Here is a 20,372-nt window from a genome sequence, read left to right as displayed (position 1 = left end):
AGAAGTTCAGGGTCTGACAACTACTTCGGACGCTATCGGTGCTGTCTCGATTCGGCGCCGCAATCTCCCACGCAGCGGGACGGGCACAAGAAACTCAGGCGTCGAAGCGTCCGAATCCACCGCGATAGAACAGGAGCGGACCATCATGGCGCAGCACGTTCAGATCGGTGATGCGTGCGACGACGATGGTGTGATCACCGGCGTCGTGCTCTTGCTCGACGGTTGCCTCGATGCGGGCCAGCGCGCCGCTGAGCGCCGGAGCACCGTTGCCGGCGGCATCCCACTCGATGCCGAGGAACTTGTCGGTTCCGCCGCGCGCGAAGGCGGAACACATGTCCTGCTGATCGTGGGCGAGAACGTTGATGCAGAGAGTTCCGGATTCACGAAGCTTCGGCCAACTCGTCGACGTCTTCGCCGGGCAGAACGAGAGGAGCGGGGGATCGAGCGATACCGAGACCAGGGACTGGCAGGTGAAGCCCAGCGGCGAATCTCCGTCGTGAGCGGTGATGACGGTGACGCCGGTGCAGAAATTGCTCATCACGTTACGAAGTGTGCGCCCGTCCAGAACTGGCGGCTCGGCGTTTTCCACGGACATGTCGTCTCCTTGTTCGAACTCTGCAAACAACTTCAGAAGCAACGATGTGTGGCGTCGCGGCCGTAATCCAGCGGCAGTCCCACTCAATGGCAGTAATGCCGTCTCTGCCCGGATCCGGACCGCCGAGTGCCAGGTGAAGGGGTCTCACACAAATTTGATCCCGCTCAGCGGTCCGTTCGGATTCTACGAAACCAGCAAATCACCAGTGATTGTTAGACTTCGGGCATGTCCGAACCTGATGACGTGTCCCGAGGACTTCCCGCTACCAGCTGGGCAGTGCTCGGAATGCTCACGTTCGGGGAGGAACTGACCGGAAACGATCTGAAGAAGTGGGCTGACTGGAGCGTCGGCTTCTTCTACTGGAGCCCGTCCATCAGCCAGGTCTACGCAGAGCTGAAGAAGCTCGAAAGCATCGGGTTCGTGGAGTCTCGGGTCGTCTCCGAGCCGGGTGTACGCGGCAAGCGCCTCTACTCGATCACCCAATCAGGAACCGACGCCGTCCGGACGTGGTCACGCGAAGCTCCAGTGGAGGTTCCGGTGCTCAAGCACGGCGTGATGCTGCGTCTGTGGATGGGGCACCTCAACGAGCCCGAGCGACTGAAGGCCCTGGTGGAAGCCCACATCGCCAACGTCGAAGAGCAGATTCGACGCGCGAAACTCCACGCAGATCATGCCGAGAACGAGCCGGCCTGGTCGTTCCCGGTCATGACGTTGCGCTGGTCGGAGCGTTACTTCCGAGCAGAGATCGAACTTGCTCGCGAACTTCTCGAAGACATCGATCGTGCGTCCGCCGAGTACGCGAACGTCGCCGAGCACGATCGACTGGGATCGCCGTTGCCCTCGACGCCTGGCAGATGGAAGAACGTCGAGGAGTACGTGTTGGCGCTCGAGCAGGCCGGGCTCACCGGTAACGGCTCGACTATCTGAGTCAGGCCCCGGCTGCGGTCGGCATGTTGCGCAGCAGGTGACGACGCTGCAATGTCGGAGTGACGCTCAGCGACCCGCCGTCGATGCCTCGCCAAATGGCAGCGGCTGCCATCCGCACCGGTGCTGCGCTGACGTGGTCGAGGCGGAGAGCCTTCGACGGCGCGCAGATGGATACCGCGGCAACGGCGCGCCCGATGGGGCCGATCGGTGCCGCAAGACAGCTGAATCCCGGTAGGCCGTTTCCGGTTTCGAATGCAACCCCGGATTCGCGAATCCTGGCGAGGTGGGGCAGCGCGTAACCCGATGACTTCGGCGAACCGAACGCGAGCAGCGCCTGACCGATCGCAGTGGTCTCGGCCCGCCGTCGACCACCCACACGCGTCGGCACCGCGGCTGCGAGGCGTCCGCCGATCTTCTCCATGTAGACCACATCGGGGCCGTCGAGGATGCCGAGGTGAACCACAAAGCCGGTGACGCGGTAGAGCTCGTGGAGAAGCGGCATGGCTGCAGCGTGGAGGCGGTCCTGATGAACCGCGAGCGATCCCAATTCGACGAGGCGCATACCGAGTTCGTAGTCCCGGCCGTCGCGACGCAGCCAACGCATCGAGACCAGACGTTCGAGCATGCGGTGGGCAGACGAGCGGGGAAGGCCCGTGCTCCGAACGACTTGAGCGAGCGTCAACCTGCCGGGACCGTCGAAGGCGTCGAGAACCAGCGAGACGCGATCGAGAATTGCCGTCGGGGCCGAATCGCCGCCTAAAGCATCCACAGCCTGCAGTGTCATCGTGTACCTCACTTCTCCTAGAGCTCCACAACCAGTGAACTGGCTATTTCAATTAGAAATAGTGTCATAGACTTCCGAATTTGTGAAGTGGATCACCGGTCTGTTTTCGGGCGCGCCACCGGAGAAACGACGAAGGGGGCTTGCGCGAATACTCGCGCAGGCCCCCTTCGTTCAACTACTGGCAGGTACTACATCGCTGCCGGCAGGTACTACATCGCTGCCAGCGGCTCGCTGCCCGACCAGTCGTGGCCCCAGTAGCTGTCTGCTGTGATCTCCTCGGAGGAGTACGAGTCCTGATCCACCTTCGAGCCCTCGGTGCCGAACTCGATGTCCCAGCCGCCGGGTGCGCGGACGTAGAAGGAGATCATCTTGTCGTTGGTGTGACGACCCAGGGTCGACGACACGGAGAACCCGTCCTTCATCACTCGGTCGAGTGCCTGGCCGACGGCGTCGAGGGTGTCCACCTCGACCATGATGTGAATCAGGCCGGGTGCGCCGCCGTGCGGTGCCGGGCACAGGGCCAAGCTGTGGTGACGCTCGTTGACGCCCATGAAACGGATTCGCAGCGGCCCGAATTCGGGCGGAGCCGGCAGACGGAACGCGCCGCGTGGGTAGAAGCCGAGCACCTCGGTGTAGAAGTCGAAGCTCGCCGCGCTGTCCATCACCGGAAGCACGACGTGGCCGAGACCCTGTGAGCCGGTGACGAATCGAGCGCCGAAGGGCGTCACCACCGGGCTGTGGTCGAGGATCGCCCCGTGGAAGACCTCGATGGCTGCTCCGCCGGGATCGGTGAAGGCGATGACCTCTTCGACCCGTCGAGCGTCCGCCTCGGCGAGCGAAAGCTGCTCCACCTCGGTGCCGTTCTTCTCGAGCGCTTCCTGAACGCGGCGCAGTGCGGCGTGATCGGCGACCTCCCAACCGATGTTGACGATCTCGTCGCGCTCACCCTCGACGACGACGATGCGCGCAGCGCGCTCGTCGAGCCGCAGGTACAGCGCGTTCTCGTCCGGCCCACTGCCCTTGGCGAAGCCGAGAACGTCGAAAGCGAAAGTGCGCCAACGTGCCATGTCGTTGGTCGAGATCTTGACGTAGCCAAGTCCCTTGATGTCAGTGTGCGTCATCGTGTCTGGTTCCTGTCGATTTCTTGTGTCGAAGTCTGATCAGATCATCGCCCGCAGCGGACCCTGCGGGTCGGCGCCGAGGCGGCTCAGTGAGGCGGCGTGGAATACGGTGCCCGGTACGTGAATTGCGTGATGCTGCCCAGCGTGAGCGTCGCGCCAGAATCGCTGGAGCGGCTTGTCCATCCGCAGTGCGTTGCCGCCGCAGCGTGGGTAGACCTGATCGATCGCGTTGATCGCGCGCCAGGCGGCCTGCACCTGAGTCTGACGTCCCTCGGCGCGCTGCTCGAAGGTCACTTCCTTGCCGGCGTCCACTCGATCCCACATGCGGTCGACGTTGGCAAGGAGGGTGTCGCGCGCGGCCCGGATGTCGGCCGTTGCCTGACCGATTGCGAACAAGGTGTACGGGTCGTCCTTGACCGCCGTGCCTTGCGCATTGATGCGATCGGCCTGGTACTCGTTGGCGTGGAAGAGCATTCCCTCGCAGATGCCGATCGTGGCGGCGGTGATACCGAGGGGGAACATGTTCGACCACGGCATCAGGTACAGCGTCTCGGTTCGTCCGTACTTGCGCACTGCCGTGCCGTCGATGACCTCGTCGCAGTCCATGACGCGGTAATCGGGGACGTAGGCATCCTTGACCACGAGGTCTTTGGAGCCGGTGCCGCGAAGTCCCATGACATCCCACGAATCTTCGATGATCTCGTAGTCGGTACGCGGAATGATGACATGGAGCATGCGCGGCGGCATCTCCATGTTGCCGTCCTTGTCACAGGCCATCGCGCCGAGGAATGCCCAGTCGCAATGGTCTGTGCCGGAGGAGAACTGCCAGCGACCGGAGAACTTGTAGCCACCGTCGGTCGGGATACACATTCCGCCGGGCATGTACGGCGAGGCCATCCAGGTATCGGGATCCGATCCCCAGATCTCCTGCTGCACCTTCGGATCCGCGAACGCGAGCTGCCACGGGTGAACTCCGACGATCCCGTGCACCCAGCCGGCCGAGGGATTCAGCGAAGCCATGCGCATGACGGTCTCGGCGAATTCGCGAGGATGCGCCTCCATGCCGCCGTGTTCCTTGGGTTGCAGCATGCGGATGGAACCGATTGCCTTCATCTTCTTGGCGGTGTCGTCGGCCACCCGGCCGATCCGCTCGGCCTCGATGCCTTCGGCGAAGATGTCGTCGGCCATCGCGTTGATCTGTTCGAGCACTTCGTACGTCATGTTGTTCCTTGCGTCCAGTCCGGTTGTTTCAGCTGTGTTTTCGACTGCGGATCAGGAGGTTGTCTCGAGCGCCTGGGCGTCGCGTGCGGCAACGTTTTCGGCGACTTCCCGCTTCCAACTCTCCACTGCACGGGTGGTGTCGATCTCGAATTCGAAGCGCTTCGTCATGTCTTCCGTGACGTTTTCGACGTCGGTGTAGAACTGGTTGTACCAGCGCCGCAACTGGTAAACCGGGCCGTCCTCCTCGGAGAGCAGCGGGTTGTCGATGGGGGCCTTGTTCTTCCAGATCTCCACGTCCTGAAGGAATCCCATCTCGACCCCCTCGGTGAACTGCGCGGCCATCGCTGCAGTGGACTCGTCGTCCATACCGGGAAGCTTCTTGACCATCGCGCCGTACTGCAACACGAAGGCATTGTTCGAGATGGGGTAGTGGCAGTTGATCAATACGGTCTCGATGATCTGCCCGTTGGCTTCGCTCTTGATCCAGTCGATCATGTACGACGGACCGAAATACGATGCATCCGAACGAAGCACAGCGTTGGGATCGCCGTAGTTGGTACCGCTGATGATGTCCTCACGTCCCACCGATTCCATGTACTGGCTCGCGACGTGACCTTCGAAGATGTTCTTGAAGTACTTGGGGAACGAGTAGTGAACGTAGAAGAAGTGGGCCATGTCCACGACGTTGTCCACGATCTCGCGGCAATGCGAGCCTTCGATGGTGAGCGTGTTCCAGCTCCAGTCGCTCCACTCATCGCTTCCGAAGCCCTCGATGTCGGGAATTGTGACCTCGGCGGGCGGGGGATTTCCCTGGGGATCGTGCCAGACGAAGAGCTGGCCGTTCTTCTCGAGTGTGGTCCATGCCCGCGTCTTGGCCAGCGGCGGAACGCGTCGTGCGTAGGGGATCGCCGTGCATTTTCCGTTACCGCCCCAACGCCAGTCGTGGAACGGGCAGGCGATCGAATCGCCCTTGACCGTGCCCTGCGCCAGGTTGCCACCCATGTGGCGGCAGTAGGCGTCGAGGATCTTGATGTCGCCCTTACTGTCTGCGAAGACGACAAGGCTGGTGCCGAATGCGTCGATCTGGTGCGGTTGACCGTCGCGGTAGGTCTTGCTGAGTCCGAGGCAGTGCCATCCACGCGCGAACCGCGCGGGAGGCGCTGCCGCTTCGATTTCTCGAATTTCCTCGCCGGCGCCCGACTGCGTCGGGGCGTCCGTAGTGGTGAGTGGGCCGGTTCCGAGTGCCATGTCTTCCTCCGAGCCGCGTCTTGCGACGCTCCAGTGATGTGATCCGCCTCATACAACGACGAAGCGTCCGCTGGAGATACGGCAGTTCCCGCTGGATGGAACGCCTACTCGGTGACCTGCAGAGATTCAGCTCGCGAGAGTCGCCGCATTGTCGATCGCGTAAGTCGCCCAGGCGCGGGCGGTGACGACCCCTGTGGGATCGGTGGCGACCAGAGCTACGTCGGTGACGCTCTCGTGGTCCTTCTCGTACGTGGCGAGCACCGTCACGGAGCAGTTCAGATCTGTTCCTACGGAGGTCGCGGTGCAGCGTCCGCGGAACCGGCGAAGCGACGCGGAGCCGTAACGCCGAGCGGCAAAATCGGCAAGCGCAGCAACGGAATCGGTTCCGGCGCCCGTTGTCGGGGCTTCCCGGACGAAAACCGCCGGGGCTTCCCGGACGAAGACCTCGGCCACCAGATGCCCGGTCTGATCGTGGTATTCGGTGATCCGCTCGAGCGTCGAACCCAGCGACCTCACGGATCCGGTGAGCAGCGCGCCGGGATCGGGGCGTCCGAAGAACACGACGTCCTGCTCGACGACGGACCCGTCGGGTGCGGAGCGCACGGTTCCGTACAACGAGTCGAAATCGGACAGGAGCGTGGTGGCAGCACGGGGAGCAGTTGCCGTGAAGTGGGCGGTACCGAGGTTGGTAGTCATGACACTCTCCGTTGGACGCGACCGAGACGCGGTCGTCTCGGTGGGTACATCGACGCTAACCACCGCTCTGGCGGGTGACGACGGGCTTCCCGCTGATCGGGAGCATTCTCGGATTCGATCGAAGAGGTGGAACCTGTTCCAGTTTTGTGCAATTCTGGATATCGTATCCGTGACCGGGAGCACATCTCGATGACTGCACGCGCCGAGCAGAAGGAAGACCAGATGACAGACGAGTTCGCTGACCTGCACCGACCGGTTTACGGTCCGGACCTGCTCATCACCGCTCTGGAACGCAATCACGACAAGCCCGCGCTGTACCTCGGCGACGTGATCCTCACCGGCGGTCAGATGCGCGATCAGATCAGCTGCTTCGCCCAGGCGCTCGCTTCACTGGGAATCACTCAGGGCACCAGCACCGCAATGCTGTCGAAGAACCGCCCCGAGGTCCTGATCAGCATGGGCGCGACCATGATCACCGGGTGCCGGGCAAGTGCCCTGAACCCGATGGGATCGCTCGACGATCACAAGTACATCGTCGACGACGCCGAGATCGAGACCCTCATCTTCGATCCCAACGCCTTCGAGGAGCGTGCCGCCGAGTTGAAGGCGTCGTCACCCTCGTTGACCAACGTGCTCTCGATGGGGCCGTCCGAGGTGGGAATCGACATCCTCGCGCTGGCTGCCACGTTCGAGCCCGCGCCGCTGAAGGCAGCGCACGTCGACGCCGAAGACGCCAGCAGCATGGTCTACACCGGTGGAACGACCGGCAAGCCCAAAGGTGTTGTGGGGTCCTTCCGTTCGGGTGCGGCGCTCAATCAGATCCAGATGTCTGAGTGGCAGTGGCCCGAGGACAACCGCTTCCTCATCTGCACGCCCCTCTCGCACGCGGGTGCGGCGTTCTTCATCCCGACTTTGCTGCGCGGCGGCGCGTTGATCGTCCTGCCCGCCTTCGAACCAGGCGCGGTGCTCGAGGCGATCGAGAAGCACAAGATCACGGCAACCATGCTGGTGCCCACCATGATCTACATGCTCATGGATCACCCGGATCTGCCCAAGCGTGACGTCTCGAGTTTGCAGACGCTGTTCTACGGAGCCTCCGCGATGTCTCCGGCCAGGTTGCAGGAGGGCATCAAGAAGTTCGGTCAGATCTTCTTCCAGTTCTACGGTCAGACCGAGTGCGGCATGACAATCTCGGTGCTGCGCAAGGAAGAACACCTCGCCGACGATCCGGCTCGCCTCGCCACTTGTGGACGGCCGGTGCCGTGGCTCGACGTCCGGTTACTCGACGACGACCTGAACGAGGTGCCGCAGGGAGAACTCGGTGAAATTTGTGTCCGTGGTCCGCTGATCATGAAGGGGTACTGGAAGAAGCCGGCCGAGACGGCCGAGGCGTTCCGTGGTGGTTGGCTGCACACCGGCGACATCGCGCGCAAGGACAAGGACGGGTTCATGTCCATCGTCGATCGCAAGAAGGACATGATCGTGACCGGTGGTTTCAACGTGTTCCCGCGCGAAATCGAGGACGTAATCTCGGCGCACCCGTCCGTCGCTTCGGTTGCGGTAGTCGGTGTGCCCGACGACAAATGGGGCGAAGCCGTCAAGGCCTGCGTGGTGCTTCGTGCCGGACTGACCGTCGACACCGAGGAACTGGTCGAGAAGGTGAAGGCGGCCAAGGGTTCGGTTCACGCGCCCAAGAGCATCGACTTCGTGGATTCCCTTCCGCTGACGCCGCTGGGCAAGTTGGACAAGAAGGCACTGCGCGCGAGGTACTGGGAGACCAGCGCCCGCGCGGTCTAGGCGCGTCAACCCAGGCGTTCCTTTAGCTGCGCACCCTGGGAGTGCGCACCGTTTCCCGCGAGTGAGCAGCCCTTGCAGCGGGATGCAAGGGCTGCTCACTTTGCAAAAACCGTGTCAACTTCTGTTGAACCGGGCCGCATCAGTGGCGCAGGTTCAGCGTTTCCAGACGTATCGACGCTCCGGGCGGCCCACCACTCCGTATTTCAGCGAAGTGGTGGACCGCCCGGTTTCGTAGAGGTATTCGAGGTAGCGCCTCGCGCTCGCCCGTGAGATGCCGACCCTCTCGGAAATGTCTGTAGCCGAGGCGGGTTCGGTTTCGTCACGCAGTGCTGTCTCGACCAGCTGAAGGGTCTCAGGACTGAGTCCCTTCGGTAGACCCTTGAGGGACGATGCCGCGCTCGCGCCACCGGCCACGCCGAAAGCCTCGTCCACCGCTCGCTGTTCAGCTTCGCCGATGCTGTCGAGGTTCGCGTACGTCGATCGGTACCGCTCGAGACGCTCACGTAGAACCTCGAACGTGAATGGCTTCATCAGGTAATGCACGACGCCGCTGCGCAGTGCCTTCTTGACCGAGCCCGCCTCGCGTTCACTCGTGATGACAAGAACATCCAGCTCCGGTGCCAGCTCGCGAAACGGGGCGATCAGATCGAGTCCGGTGGTGCCGGGGAGGTGGACGTCGAGAAGTACCAGGTCGGGTTGCAATTCACCGACTGCGGTCAGGGCGGCCTCGGCCGAATGGGCGACGCCGCACACTTCGAAACCGTCTATCCGCGAGACGAATCCGCTGTGCACCTTCGCCACCATGAAGTCGTCGTCGACCACCAGTACCCGGATCATGCGCCCTCTCCGTCGTGTAGGACTGCCGTGAAGACAGTCCACTCGATGCCTTCTGCCGAACGAGTGCTCACGGTGACATCACCGCCTCGCCGACGACACGTTAGACGTACCAGCGCCAAGCCGAAACCGTGTCCGTCACTCGACTGTCCCTTGGTGCTCCAACCCTGGCCGAACACCCTGTCGCGATTCTCCGGCGCGATACCGGGGCCGGCGTCGTCGACCCGCACTTCGACGGCGGTGCCACGGTCGCGAATCGACAATCGAACCTTGCGGCGCGAGGCTTCCGGCATCTCACCGACGGCGTCGACGGCATTGTCGACGAGGTTTCCGACTACCGTCACGAGATCTCGTCCGAGTCTGCGGTCCACCGTCTCCAAATGCGTGTCCGCCGCCAGCTCGACCGTGACCAACCCCTGTGCAGCGGCGCCTATCTTGGCGATCACGAGTGCGGCGGTGCCGACGTCGGCGATCTTCTCGGTCACGGTCGCACTGACCTGCGCGCGCTCCATGGTCAGACCCTCCACATAGCCGACCACCTCGTCGTATTCGCCGAGCTGGATGAGGCCGGAGATGGTGTGCAGTTGATTGTCGAACTCGTGGATGTGAGCGCGTAGTGCGTCGGTGCTGGTTTTGGTCACGTCGAGTTCTTCTTCCACGGAGCGCAATTCGGTGCGGTCGCGGAAAGTGGTGACCGACCCGATGGTGCGGCCCTTCGATTCGATCAAGACGGTGTTGAGGACGAGCAGGCGATCGCCGACAAGAACCAACTGATCGGATTCGGTTGTGCCGGAAGTCAGTACACTCTGGAGGCGGTCGTCGAGACCGAGGTCCCGAACCGATCTACCGGCGCTGCCGCGTGGGATGTCGAGGAGTTGGTGGGCACTGTCGCTCATCAGCACCACTTTTCCCTGTGCGTCGAAGGCGATGACGCCTTCTTTGAGGCCGCGCAGCATTGCTTCACGTTGGCGAACCAGGTCCAGGATCTCGCCGGCCTCCATGCCGAGGGTCTGCCGTTTGACCCTGCGGGCCAACAGGATCGACCCGACGCCGCCGAGAAGTGAGGCCACCGCGAGGTACACCAGGAGATTCGGTGCGGACTGCCCTAGCCGCGTCCAGATCGAGGGGTACTCGATGCCGACGATCGCAGTCCCGGTAATCGCTCCTTCACTGCCGAGAATCGGAACGTGCGCCTCCACGGCCTTGCCGGAGGGCGTGTCGACCAACCCTGTCCATGACCGATCCTGGGTCTGACGTGCGTCGATGCCGACATCGCCGGGACGCGTCGAAATCACGACACCGCCGTCGGCGTCGGCAAGCGAGACGTAGGTGACGCCCGAGATGGCGCGCACCGAGTCGACCGAACCTTGTAGTCCGGAGCGGAGGCGGGTCTGAGCCTGGGGGAGCAGTTCGCGTACTGCCGGATTGGCTGCGAGCGATTCCGCTGCCGAGAGTGCGCGGCGTCCTTCCTCGCGTTGGAAACTCGCAGACGACTGCGCGAGGGAGAGGGCAGTGACGCACACGAGAACCGCCACGACGATCAGAAGTTGCAGTTCGAGAAGTTGTGTCGCCAGAGTGTGCCGGCGCCGACGCAGTCGCGCACGCAGAGGCAACTTGCGCTCTCGCTCCGCCTGCTCGTTTCCTGAGGACACCAGCCAGACCCTAGCCTTCAGTTCGATGCCGGGAAAGCGGCCGTTCGTGAGCACAATGAGCACAAATCAATTTGCTTTCCCAATGGTGACCCCAGTCACAAAGTGCGTCAGTATGAAACCTGTTCACACATCGGTACCGGCAGACAAGGACAAGGCCATGAGCGCATCGAAGCGGCTGAGCAGGCATATCGCCCTGCTCGGTGCCTGCGCGATGACTCTCGTGCTCTCGACCGGATGTACTCCGGTCGAGTCCTTCTTTGCCGGTGGCCGAGCGGGTGAGAGTTCCGAAGAACTGCGCGTACTGGTGCCCTCGGTGGCCGGTGGTGGTTACGACCTGACTGCCCGGACCATGGTGCAGGCACTTGCCGACGAAGGAACCGTCGACGCCGACGTCGTTGTGCTGCCCGGATCGGGCGGCATCGTCGGACTCAACCGGTTGGCTCTCGAACGCGGAAACCCCGACCTTCTCATGGTCATGGGACTCGGAGTTCTCGGTTCGCTCGAGATACTGCCGTCCGAGCACACTCTTGCCGACGTGACGCCGATCGCGAGACTGGTCGAAGAACCCGAAGCGCTACTGGTTCCAGCAGATTCACCGTACAAATCTCTCGCCGATCTGACGCAGGCCTGGGTGGCGGATCCGTCGTCGATCTCGATCGGCGGTGGTTCGAGTGAAGGTGGACCGGACGGGTTGTTCCGCCTTCTGTTCGCCCGTGCGGTCGGTGTCGATCCGTCGCGCTCCCCGTACCGCATCTACGACGGCGGCGGAGAACTGCTTCCCGCACTGCTCACCAGGCAGGTCGACGTCGCTGCTACGGGTATCGGTGAGTACCTCGATCAGATTGCGGCAGGCACGGTTCGGGTCCTTGCGGTCAGCTCGCCCGCCCGTACCCCGGCGGTGGATGCGCCCACGATGGCGGAGTCTGGCGTCGACGTCACATTCACCAATTGGCGCGGGCTCATGGCGCCGCCGGGCCTGACGGACGATCAGCGTCAGCACTTGCAGAATTTGGTGCGGGATCTGGCGGCAAGCCCGCGCTGGAACGAGCTGTCTCGCCGAAACGGTTGGAACAGTGCAGTTCTCACCGAACCCGAGTTCTCCGCATTCCTCACCGATCAATCCCGGTTTGTCGACGCAACACTCGATCCGCCCGGCATCAACTAAGCACAACCGAAGTTTCGTTTCACCTCCACGAAGGTCACCGGCTCGATTTGCCGTGCCGTTTTTCTCGGCAATTCAGCACAAAAGGAGTTCATCATGCTCGTCACACTCGGCTTCCTCATGGTTGCGGTGTTCATGTTCCTGATCCTCACCAAACGCGCGACTCCGGTGGTGGGACTGACTCTGGTTCCGGTGGCCTTCGGACTACTTGCCGGGGCCGGCCTCGGAATCGGCGACATGATCACCGACGGCATCAAGTCGCTCGCACCCACCGCGGCGCTGTTGTTCTTCGCGATCATCTTCTTCGGAATCATGATCGACGTCGGACTCTTCGATCCGCTGGTCAAGCTCATCCTGCGGATGGTGCGTGACGATCCGATGCGGCTCGTGGTCGGAACCGCAGTGCTCGCGATGGTTGTCTCCCTGGACGGCGACGGTTCGACGACCTTCATCATCGTGACCTCCGCGATGCTCCCGCTCTACCTCAAACTCGGCGTCAGTCCCGTCGTCCTGACGGTGATCGCCGGCCTGTCCAACGCGACGATGAACATCATTCCGTGGGGTGGCCCGACCGTCCGGGCCGCGAGCGCGCTGGGACTCTCACCTTCCGACGTCTTCGTCCCGATGGTGCCGTCGTTGATCGTCGGACTGATCATGGTGCTCGGGTTCGCCATTCACCTCGGGATCATGGAGCGCCGAAGGATCGGGACTTTGGTCCTGACTTCTGAGCGCATACTCGAAAAGGTCGGAAACGGTGGAAGTTCCAGCACCGGAAGCGCCGGCGCCGGCGGCTCGAACGAGCCCGAAGACGACGGCGGCGACACCGGACGCTTCATCGACGGACTTGCCCCCGGGCGTGACACCTTGCGGCCGAGACTCCTGTGGTTCAACGCAGCGCTGACGACGATCCTTCTGGTGGTCCTCGTGATGGACATCCTGCCCATTCCGGTGCTCTTCATGATCGCGTCGTCGATCGCCCTCGCGGTCAACTTCCCGGCGGTCAAGGATCAGGGTGAAGCAATCGCACGCCATTCGTCGAGCATCGTCTCGGTGGTCGCGATGGTGCTGGCAGCAGCCGTGCTGACCGGCGTTTTCCAGGGAACCGGCATGGTCGAGGCAATGGCCGAGTGGCTGCTCCAGGTCATTCCCGACGCGATGGGCCCGCACCTCGCCGTCATCACGGGCGTCCTGAGCATTCCGCTCACATTCTTCATGACCAACGACGCGTTCTACTTCGGTGTGCTCCCGGTGCTGTCCGAGACGGCAGCGCAGTACGGAATCGAGCCGGTGGAAATGGCACGTGCGTCGATCACCGGGCAGGCAGTGCACATGCAGAGCCCGCTGGTCCCGGCGATCCTGCTCCTGGTCACACTCGCCGGTGTGTCACTGGCGGATCACCACAAGAAGGTTCTGTGGCGAGCCGGCCTGATCTCGATCACGATGCTCGTGGTCGGCGTCGGATTGGGGCAGATCCCCTTCTGAGCGCTATCAGTTGTGGAAAGGGCACCGGCCTTGGTCGGTGCCCTTCTTCTTTGTCACGAAGTTGGGCCGGATGTCGAGATCGGGCTCGTCGTACAGGCGGTGGAACGTCGGCGTGAGCGAACTGGACATGGGCGGGTTCACCCACGACCAGTCGGTGGGGCACTTGCGGCCGGCCTTGTCCTCGCGCGCGATGTGATCGATGAATTGCTTTGCGACAGTGTGGTGGTCGACCATGATGACGCCGGCCTTGCGATAGCTGTGAATAACTGCCCGGTTCAGTTCGACCAGTGCGCGGTCCTTCCAGAGCGTGCGGTCGTGGCTCATGTCGAGCTCCATCATCGCTCCGATGGTGGGCAACATGTTGTAGCGATCGCCGTCGCTGAAGTTACGGGCGCCGACCTCGGTACTGACGTACCAGCCGCTGAACGGCGTGCAGGGGTACACGATTCCGCCGATGTCGAGGTTCATGTCCGAGACCGCGGGCACGGCATGCCATTTAAGCCCCAGATCAGCGAACCAGCTGTATTCGGGATGCTCGATTTCGACCTCGAGAACGAGGTCGGCCGGGACGTCGAAGTACTGCAGGGGTTCGTCGGGAACCGAAATCAGTACGGGGAGAACATCGAACGGTGTACCCGCACCCTTCCATCCCATCGCGGTGACCTGAGCGGTCAGATCGACGTGCCACGGGTCGCCCAGGATGGTGCCGTCCGGCTGCCGGTATCCGGCGTAGCGGATCAGTTGCGGGCTCAGGATGCGGTACTCCTGACCGTCCTCGCGGGGGAGCGGCCCGACTGTCACGACCGACTGCAGAGCGCCGCCGTTGGTCGACATTCGCAGGTGCTCCCAGCACGCTTCTGCGAGAGCGGAAGCAGTGACCGCGTCGCGCGCGTCGATGAGTTTGAGGGTCCGCCAATGCGCGCGACCGACGCACCTGGCGTGGTTTCGCCAGGCGAGTTTGGCGCCGACGAGCAATTCCTCCGCTGTGTGCGTGTAGGTACCGGTCCGGTGGAGCTCACGCAAGGCCTCGCGCCGCCGAGAGGTCGGGAGGTGACCCAGTTCCGGAGAGTCGAAAAATTCGACGCACTCGAGTTCCCGACGTTGAAGCTCGGTCAGCGTCGGGGTAGTGGAGGCGATCTGGGACGTAAGCCCGCTATCGGTGGGCAATTCGTCCTGTCGAACAAAATCCACGGCACGACTCCTGTTTGGCTGGTTGAGATTTCGCTGAACGTTAGCTCGGCGATCGAGAGTGTCGAAGCTCTTGTTTATCTTGCACGCCAGAATAAGAAAGGGACGGTCACACCGCGAAATGGGGTCGCATTGTGACACTTGTCCAGAATGATTTACGAGTCAGACATTTGTGACATAAGCTGCAGACGAAATTCCGCGGCGGGTCTTGCCGCGTCTAGTCGGGACGAGGATGAGCGTGGATTCGCAAGCAATTTCTCTGGTCCGGTCGAGCTTCAAATCCGTCGCTGCGGTAGAAGATGGTCCGGAACGGCTCGCCCGTACCTTTTATTCGATTCTGTTCGCTCGATCGCCCGAAACCCGTGAGTTTTTTCCGGCAGCGATGGATGTGCAGCGGGATCGGCTCGTCAGCGCTATCGCTCACGTCGTCGAACGTCTCGACGAGTCCGACGCGATACTCGAGTACCTCGCGCAGCTCGGCCGCGATCACCGTAAGTACGGAGTCACCGACGAGCACTACACGGCCGTCGGTAATGCCTTGATCGAAGCGCTCGAGACGTTCGGCGGTGCCGAACTGTGGACAGACGAGGTCGACAGCGCGTGGCGTAACGCGCTCGCGATCATCTCGGCAGCGATGATGGACGCCGCCAACGCCGAGGACGGTCCGCCCGCCTGGAGTGCCACCGTCATCGAATGCCGCCCGGTCATCAAGGGCGTCGCCGTCGTCCGGCTGCAACTCGACCAGACGATGGAGTACCGCGCCGGTCAGTACGTCAGCGTGCAGGTCGCCGCGAGGCCGCGCATGTGGCGCTACTTGTCACCGGCGACGCCGTACGACGGAACCGGAATCCTCGAGTTCCACATCCGTCAGGTCACCGGCGGTTGGGTCAGCCCGGCGATGGTCAACCAGACCGCCGTCGGTGACACCTGGGTGGTCGGCTCGCCGATCGGTGCTCTCGGGATTCCGGAGAACTCCAAGGACCTGCTGATGATCGCGTCGGGAACCGGTGTCGCGCCTCTTCGCGCGCAGATACTCGAGCTGATCCGACGCGGAAACACGCGCAAGGTTCATCTGTTCTATTCCGGTCAGAATCCGTGCGATCTCTACGACCTTCCACACCTGTGGAAGTTGGCCGAGAAGCACCCGTGGCTCACGATCGTTCCCGTCTCCGAAGAGGACGAGAATCCGTGGTGGCACACCGAAGCGGAACCACTGCCGCCGATCGGCATGAAGCGGCGCATCACCGGCAAGGTCGGCAAGGTCGTGACCTCGTTCGGGGACTGGGCGGGCTACGACATTCAGCTCGTCGGCAGCGAATCCATGGTCAACAGCACCAAATTCAGGCTTCGTGCAGTGGGGATCGACGTCGACACCGTCCGCAACGACCCGACGTACTGATCGTCAGTACGGGTCGAACTGAATGACGTCGGCCGGGGTTCCGGCCTCGATCAACCGATCGCGTGTCGATCGAACCATGGCCGCTGATCCGCACACCAAGACCTGATGTTCGGTGAACGCGCCGTACGACGCGACGACGTCGGCGAGTGTGCCTTCGATGAGATGATCGTCGCCGAATCCGATGTCGACGTTCAAACGGTCGAACCATCCGTCGGGCGGGCCGCCGTCTGAGAGATCTTCGACGACGGGAATCGGCTGCAACCACGGAAACTGGTCGGCGAGTAGCCACAGCATGTCCGCTGCGTAGAGATCACGAAGCGTTCGGCCGCCGAAGAAGAGGTACACCTGCGGCGGGTTCGGAGTCTGAGCCAGATCGAGAATGATCGAGCGCAGTGGGGCCAAACCGGTTCCGCCCGCGACCATGATGACGGTGGGGCCGTTCTCGTCGACCGACAGATTGCCGCGCGGGTCGAGTATCTGCCAAACGTCACCAGGCTGGGTGTCCTTGACTATCGAACCGCTGACCCAACCTCCGGGAACCGTCTTGACGTGAAACTCCAACTTCCCGTCGTGTGAGGGAGGCAGGGCGGGGGAGAGTCGGCGGAGCAACCGCGAATTCTGCGGAACGCTGACGTCGACGTACTGGCCGGGGCGGAACGGGACGACGTCGCCGACCAGGCGGACAACCGCCAAATCCTCACGGAGACGGTGATGTTCGACGACTGTGCTCGACCAGGTTCGCTGGGCCATGAAAGTTCTCCTGTAGTCAGTAGAGCGGGTCGTGCCGGATCTGGTCGAGCGGAGTTCCGCCGGCACGCAAGGCGTAGACGGTCGTCTTGATCATCGACGGTGACCCCGAGATCTGCACCTGGCGGTCGGCCCACGAGCCGAACTGCGAGACTACTTTTCCGATCGGTCCGATCAGTCGGCTGTGCATTCCGAAGGGGGGTTCGAGTACCGGTCCGTTGTGCCACCAAGGGTTTTCGGGTTCTTCGGACACCGGTACGACGGTCAACCACGGATTGCTGAGCGAGATGTGCCAGAGCGTTTCGAGGTCGTAGAGGTCGCACGGATACCGTCCGCCGACGAACAGATGCACGCGCGGATTGTTCGCGCGCTGAGACATTTCCATCACCTGGGCTCGCAGTGGGGCGATGCCGGTGCCGGAGCCGATCATGAGAACGTCGCGGTCGCTGGTGAAGTCGACCTCCAAGCCGCCGAGGGGAGTGGACATGACCCAGCGGTCACCGACATTGGTTTCACCGACGATCGCCGGGCTGACCCATCCTCCCGAGACCTTGCGGATGTGGAACTCGAGTTGGCCGAAAGGGTTGGTCGGTATCGCCGGCGAGTAGTACCGCCACATTTTCGGGCGCTGGGGAATCTGAACGCCGAGGTATTGCCCCGCCCCGTACGGAATGGGTGGGTCGGCTTCGAGGCGCACTATCGCCAGATCGTCGAGCACTCGTTCGTGGCTGACCACGGTTCCACCCCAGAGCGCCGGGGACGTGTCGGATTCGGCGCCGTCGGCCATCGTGCTGACGATGAGGTCGGTGAACTGAGACCAAGCATCCTCCAGTTCCGGTGTCCACTTGTAGCGACTGTGCGCGCTGGTTCCGTACATCGACCGAACCGCGCGCTCGAGTGCAACACCGGCAGCCTCGTAGTGCTCACGCTCGACGCCGTAGCGGCGATGATCGCGGCCGAGTTGGGTGAGGAACTTCCGGATCCGACGATGCTGGGGGAGGTTCTTGACGACGAACTCGATCGCTCTGAAGAAACGGTGCCCCTGCGATTCCATCCCGGCCGGGAACAATGAGCGGTACAGAGGATGTTCCGCAAAGAGGCCGGTGTAGAACACGGCCGAGAAGTGCGCACGGCTCTCTTCGTCGTCGGTCAGAGAATCGAGGCTGGATTGCAGACGGGCAATCACTGTCGGATCCAATCCATCCCCCTTTCACACCAGCTGCAACTCTCGCCACAATTCTAGTACGGCTGAAAATGTGACCTGAGTCATTATTTTTCGAGTGTGACCGTCGAGCATCCGACGCTGCCGTTTCTGACCGACCAGCCGTGCAGGCAGCGTTGGTCGACGAAGAATCGGCGAGCAAATGGAGGCGTCATGACATACTCCTCCCTGAACTTCTCGGTGGTTGTCTCCCGCTCCCTGGGACGATGACATAGCCGCCTAGCCTGAGTTGGAGACTTGCCGATGGGATTTCAGACACCGCTGTATGAGCTGAGCGAATACCTGAAGTGGACCACGAGCGGAAAGATTCAGCTCCCAGATTTCCAGCGTGGCTACAAGTGGGAGGACGAGCGGATCCGTCAGTTGCTCGTGACGATCTTGCGTGGACACCCGCTTGGCGTGGTGATGCTGCTGAATACCGGAAACGATCAGATTCGTTTTAAGCCGCGCCCGATCGAAGGTACGTCCGTTTCGGACGGCACCACCGCTGATCTACTTTTGCTCGATGGGCAACAACGATTGACGTCACTCACTCAGGCCCTTACGGGGGATGGGGTGGTGCGCACAATGGACAGCCGCGGCAAGCTAATGAATCGTCGCTATTACATTGACATGCAGTTGGCCGTGCAGGGCGAGGATCGCATCGATGAAGCGGTCTTGTCGGTCCCTGGCGATGGCATCGAACGGACCAACTTCGGCAAAGACATCGTTCGCGACGTTTCCACACCTGAGAAAGAGCAGGCCGGCGGCCTGTTTCCGGTGCGTCTACTGTTCGGAGACGCAATGTCGTGGCTGTTTGGTCTTGATGACCGTGAGCTTGCGAAAAGGTTCAACGCAGATATCTTGAAACCAGCTGGCTCCTACAACATTCCTGCGATCGAGCTCGGAAGGGATACCAGCAAATCGGCCGTGGCGACAGTTTTCGAGAAGGTCAATGTGGGTGGTCTGCCCCTGAATGTCTTCGAACTGCTGACCGCAACGTTTGCCGGTGACGCTGCGTACTTTGCCGAGCATGGGACTGACTTTCGTCTGAACGACGATTGGAAGGAGTCGAAGGCCAAGTTCGTGCCATATCCGGTCCTCGCGGGTTTGGAGAACACGGACTTCCTTCAAGCCGTCACGCTACTTGCAACACGGAAACGGAACCTTGCCGACACCAGTACACGGCCTCCGGCAATCTCTGCCAAGCGCGAGGACGTGCTGAAGCTGACGTTGGATGAGTACCTGGAATGGGTAGGGCCGCTACGTGAGGCGTTCATTTGGGCATCGGACTTTCTCGCCGACCGCCACATCTTCGACACCCGTTTTCTTCCCTACCCGAAGCAACTCGTTCCACTTGCGGCGATTCGGGTTGTCATGGGCAGCGACGCTGACTTGTTCGGCCCCCGCGAGAAGCTTGTCCGGTGGTTCTGGTGTGGAATCCTCGGCGAACTCTACGGCGGGGCTATCGAGACCCGGTTCGTCCGCGACCTCGAACAGGTACCGGCCTGGGCGCGCGGACTAGAGAGTGCCGCAACGCCGAACAGCGTGAACGACGCGACATTTGTCGAGTCTCGACTCCATTCACTTCGCACGCGCCAAGCTGCCGCATACAAGGGCATTTATGCGCTCTTGCTTGGTAACGAAGCCCGAGACTGGATGGAAGACAAGGCCTTGGACAAGGTGCAGTACGTCAGCCTCGCTGTTGACATTCATCATATTTTTCCGAAGAAGTGGTGCAACGACAACAAGATCGACGACGAACATCGCGAGAGCGTGGTAAATAAGACCGCTATCTCGGCTGTCACCAATCGTACGATCGGGGGAGCGGCGCCCTCCGCCTACCTGGCTCAGATCGAGAAGAAGGCGCAGATCGGTTCGGCGAAGCTCGACGAACTGGTGGAGGCTCACCTTGTGCCCGCAGCCCATCTTCGCTCCAATGATTTCGACGCCTACTTCGTCGAGCGGCGATCGCGCCTGTGCGACATGGTGGAAAAAGCCATGGGAAAGGCGGTGCCTCGGGACGTCGGTCACGATGCCGGAGAGGACTCCGCTCAGTTCCAATTGGCGGAGATTGAAGAACTCCCAGAAGAAGCCGAGTGATCTGGGTGGGCGATGACACGAGTTGCCCTGGCGACCCACCCGACGTGAACGCAGGCCTCTTTCATCTGTGAAAAGACCATCAGCCAAAGCATATTCGGTTGGAATAGAAATATTTCGTGTTGTTGTCTGTCCTTTGGTTGGCTGCTGGCGCAGTGTATTCACGGCCGCATAGCCGTTGATCTGGTCGCTGAAGTCGAGGGGATCAGCGTCGTCTC

The 20,372-nt window shown here is 62.1% G+C and carries 17 protein-coding genes; 6 read left to right on the top strand and 11 right to left on the bottom strand.

Annotated elements, in window-relative coordinates; all coding sequences use genetic code 11:
- Window positions 1-94: 94 nt before the first annotated feature.
- Window positions 95-595: a flavin reductase family protein gene (locus tag ACFT1A_RS20770; protein WP_283305931.1), complete on the bottom strand. Its 501-nt coding sequence runs from the start codon at window positions 593-595 to the stop codon at window positions 95-97.
- Window positions 596-820: 225 nt separating this feature from the next.
- Between ACFT1A_RS20770 and ACFT1A_RS20765 the strand changes: the two genes are divergently transcribed.
- Complete coding sequence (locus ACFT1A_RS20765; protein ID WP_378448547.1) at window positions 821-1,522, top strand: PadR family transcriptional regulator; 702 nt, start codon at window positions 821-823, stop codon at window positions 1,520-1,522.
- Between the two features lies 1 nt (window position 1,523).
- On the opposite strand, the gene ACFT1A_RS20760 is transcribed toward ACFT1A_RS20765, so the two are convergent.
- From ACFT1A_RS20760 to ACFT1A_RS20740, 5 genes are all read right to left on the bottom strand, one after another.
- Window positions 1,524-2,306, bottom strand: coding sequence for an IclR family transcriptional regulator (locus ACFT1A_RS20760; RefSeq protein ID WP_283305929.1), 783 nt, complete (start codon window positions 2,304-2,306; stop codon window positions 1,524-1,526).
- Between the two features lie 209 nt (window positions 2,307-2,515).
- Window positions 2,516-3,427 (bottom strand): biphenyl-2,3-diol 1,2-dioxygenase, encoded by a 912-nt coding sequence (bphC, locus tag ACFT1A_RS20755; protein ID WP_378448546.1) that lies wholly within the window; start codon window positions 3,425-3,427, stop codon window positions 2,516-2,518.
- Window positions 3,428-3,466: 39 nt separating this feature from the next.
- On the bottom strand, window positions 3,467-4,648 hold the full coding sequence (locus ACFT1A_RS20750; RefSeq protein WP_019749417.1) for an acyl-CoA dehydrogenase family protein: 1,182 nt from the start codon (window positions 4,646-4,648) through the stop codon (window positions 3,467-3,469).
- Window positions 4,649-4,699: 51 nt separating this feature from the next.
- On the bottom strand, window positions 4,700-5,896 hold the full coding sequence (locus ACFT1A_RS20745) for a Rieske 2Fe-2S domain-containing protein (protein WP_378448545.1): 1,197 nt from the start codon (window positions 5,894-5,896) through the stop codon (window positions 4,700-4,702).
- Window positions 5,897-6,022: 126 nt separating this feature from the next.
- Entirely contained in the window at window positions 6,023-6,592 is a 570-nt protein-coding gene (locus ACFT1A_RS20740) for a hypothetical protein (RefSeq protein WP_378448544.1), read from the bottom strand.
- A gap of 222 nt (window positions 6,593-6,814) precedes the next feature.
- On the opposite strand from ACFT1A_RS20740, the gene ACFT1A_RS20735 reads away from it, so the two are divergent.
- Window positions 6,815-8,389, top strand: coding sequence for an AMP-binding protein (locus ACFT1A_RS20735; protein ID WP_042453457.1), 1,575 nt, complete (start codon window positions 6,815-6,817; stop codon window positions 8,387-8,389).
- A gap of 153 nt (window positions 8,390-8,542) precedes the next feature.
- Here ACFT1A_RS20735 and ACFT1A_RS20730 read toward each other — a convergent pair whose 3' ends face one another.
- Together ACFT1A_RS20730 and ACFT1A_RS20725 are read right to left on the bottom strand one after the other, a co-directional pair.
- Entirely contained in the window at window positions 8,543-9,226 is a 684-nt protein-coding gene (locus ACFT1A_RS20730) for a response regulator (protein ID WP_317552657.1), read from the bottom strand.
- A complete protein-coding gene (locus ACFT1A_RS20725) occupies window positions 9,223-10,875 on the bottom strand; it encodes an ATP-binding protein (protein WP_378448543.1) in 1,653 nt (550 codons plus the stop codon). The genes ACFT1A_RS20730 and ACFT1A_RS20725 overlap by 4 nt, the downstream gene beginning before the upstream one ends.
- A gap of 112 nt (window positions 10,876-10,987) precedes the next feature.
- Here ACFT1A_RS20725 and ACFT1A_RS20720 point away from each other — a divergent pair, with 112 nt between their 5' ends.
- Together ACFT1A_RS20720 and ACFT1A_RS20715 are read left to right on the top strand one after the other, a co-directional pair.
- Window positions 10,988-12,040 (top strand): Bug family tripartite tricarboxylate transporter substrate binding protein, encoded by a 1,053-nt coding sequence (locus tag ACFT1A_RS20720; protein ID WP_378448542.1) that lies wholly within the window; start codon window positions 10,988-10,990, stop codon window positions 12,038-12,040.
- Between the two features lie 93 nt (window positions 12,041-12,133).
- Window positions 12,134-13,519 (top strand): CitMHS family transporter, encoded by a 1,386-nt coding sequence (locus ACFT1A_RS20715; protein WP_378448541.1) that lies wholly within the window; start codon window positions 12,134-12,136, stop codon window positions 13,517-13,519.
- Between the two features lie 6 nt (window positions 13,520-13,525).
- Here ACFT1A_RS20715 and ACFT1A_RS20710 read toward each other — a convergent pair whose 3' ends face one another.
- The gene (locus ACFT1A_RS20710; RefSeq protein ID WP_378448540.1) at window positions 13,526-14,710 is read right to left on the bottom strand and encodes a nitric oxide synthase oxygenase; all 1,185 of its coding nucleotides are present in this window, start codon (window positions 14,708-14,710) and stop codon (window positions 13,526-13,528) included.
- A 235-nt stretch (window positions 14,711-14,945) separates the two neighbouring features.
- On the opposite strand from ACFT1A_RS20710, the gene ACFT1A_RS20705 reads away from it, so the two are divergent.
- The gene (locus tag ACFT1A_RS20705) at window positions 14,946-16,106 is read left to right on the top strand and encodes a globin domain-containing protein (protein ID WP_378448539.1); all 1,161 of its coding nucleotides are present in this window, start codon (window positions 14,946-14,948) and stop codon (window positions 16,104-16,106) included.
- 3 nt (window positions 16,107-16,109) lie between these two features.
- Here the strand turns inward: ACFT1A_RS20705 and ACFT1A_RS20700 are convergent, their stop codons facing one another.
- Complete coding sequence (locus ACFT1A_RS20700) at window positions 16,110-16,856, bottom strand: FAD-binding oxidoreductase (protein WP_050656278.1); 747 nt, start codon at window positions 16,854-16,856, stop codon at window positions 16,110-16,112.
- 16 nt (window positions 16,857-16,872) lie between these two features.
- The gene (locus tag ACFT1A_RS20695) at window positions 16,873-18,039 is read right to left on the bottom strand and encodes an FAD-binding oxidoreductase (protein ID WP_378448538.1); all 1,167 of its coding nucleotides are present in this window, start codon (window positions 18,037-18,039) and stop codon (window positions 16,873-16,875) included.
- A gap of 279 nt (window positions 18,040-18,318) precedes the next feature.
- Between ACFT1A_RS20695 and ACFT1A_RS20690 the strand changes: the two genes are divergently transcribed.
- A complete protein-coding gene (locus ACFT1A_RS20690; protein WP_378448537.1) occupies window positions 18,319-20,157 on the top strand; it encodes a DUF262 domain-containing protein in 1,839 nt (612 codons plus the stop codon).
- The last annotated feature ends 215 nt before the right edge of the window (window positions 20,158-20,372 follow it).

Origin of the sequence: Rhodococcus sp. NPDC057135, assembly GCF_042670865.1 — a bacterium.
Taxonomy (GTDB): domain Bacteria; phylum Actinomycetota; class Actinomycetes; order Mycobacteriales; family Mycobacteriaceae; genus Rhodococcus_F.
Note: the sequence above shows the minus strand (reverse complement) of the source record. Positions and strands in the feature narration are given on the sequence as shown.

What these genes read in the sequence shown, in the direction of transcription:
- ACFT1A_RS20760 (WP_283305929.1), bottom strand. Translation starts at nt 2,306, where the DNA reads ATGACACTGCAGGCTGTGGATGCTTTAGGCGGCGATTCGGCCCCGACG.
- ACFT1A_RS20770 (WP_283305931.1), bottom strand. Translation starts at nt 595, where the DNA reads ATGTCCGTGGAAAACGCCGAGCCGCCAGTTCTGGACGGGCGCACACTT.
- ACFT1A_RS20735 (WP_042453457.1), top strand. Translation starts at nt 6,815, where the DNA reads ATGACAGACGAGTTCGCTGACCTGCACCGACCGGTTTACGGTCCGGAC.
- ACFT1A_RS20765 (WP_378448547.1), top strand. Translation starts at nt 821, where the DNA reads ATGTCCGAACCTGATGACGTGTCCCGAGGACTTCCCGCTACCAGCTGG.
- ACFT1A_RS20715 (WP_378448541.1), top strand. Translation starts at nt 12,134, where the DNA reads ATGCTCGTCACACTCGGCTTCCTCATGGTTGCGGTGTTCATGTTCCTG.
- ACFT1A_RS20720 (WP_378448542.1), top strand. Translation starts at nt 10,988, where the DNA reads ATGAAACCTGTTCACACATCGGTACCGGCAGACAAGGACAAGGCCATG.
- ACFT1A_RS20730 (WP_317552657.1), bottom strand. Translation starts at nt 9,226, where the DNA reads ATGATCCGGGTACTGGTGGTCGACGACGACTTCATGGTGGCGAAGGTG.
- ACFT1A_RS20745 (WP_378448545.1), bottom strand. Translation starts at nt 5,896, where the DNA reads ATGGCACTCGGAACCGGCCCACTCACCACTACGGACGCCCCGACGCAG.
- ACFT1A_RS20750 (WP_019749417.1), bottom strand. Translation starts at nt 4,648, where the DNA reads ATGACGTACGAAGTGCTCGAACAGATCAACGCGATGGCCGACGACATC.
- ACFT1A_RS20690 (WP_378448537.1), top strand. Translation starts at nt 18,319, where the DNA reads ATGGGATTTCAGACACCGCTGTATGAGCTGAGCGAATACCTGAAGTGG.
- ACFT1A_RS20700 (WP_050656278.1), bottom strand. Translation starts at nt 16,856, where the DNA reads ATGGCCCAGCGAACCTGGTCGAGCACAGTCGTCGAACATCACCGTCTC.
- bphC (WP_378448546.1), bottom strand. Translation starts at nt 3,427, where the DNA reads ATGACGCACACTGACATCAAGGGACTTGGCTACGTCAAGATCTCGACC.
- ACFT1A_RS20740 (WP_378448544.1), bottom strand. Translation starts at nt 6,592, where the DNA reads ATGACTACCAACCTCGGTACCGCCCACTTCACGGCAACTGCTCCCCGT.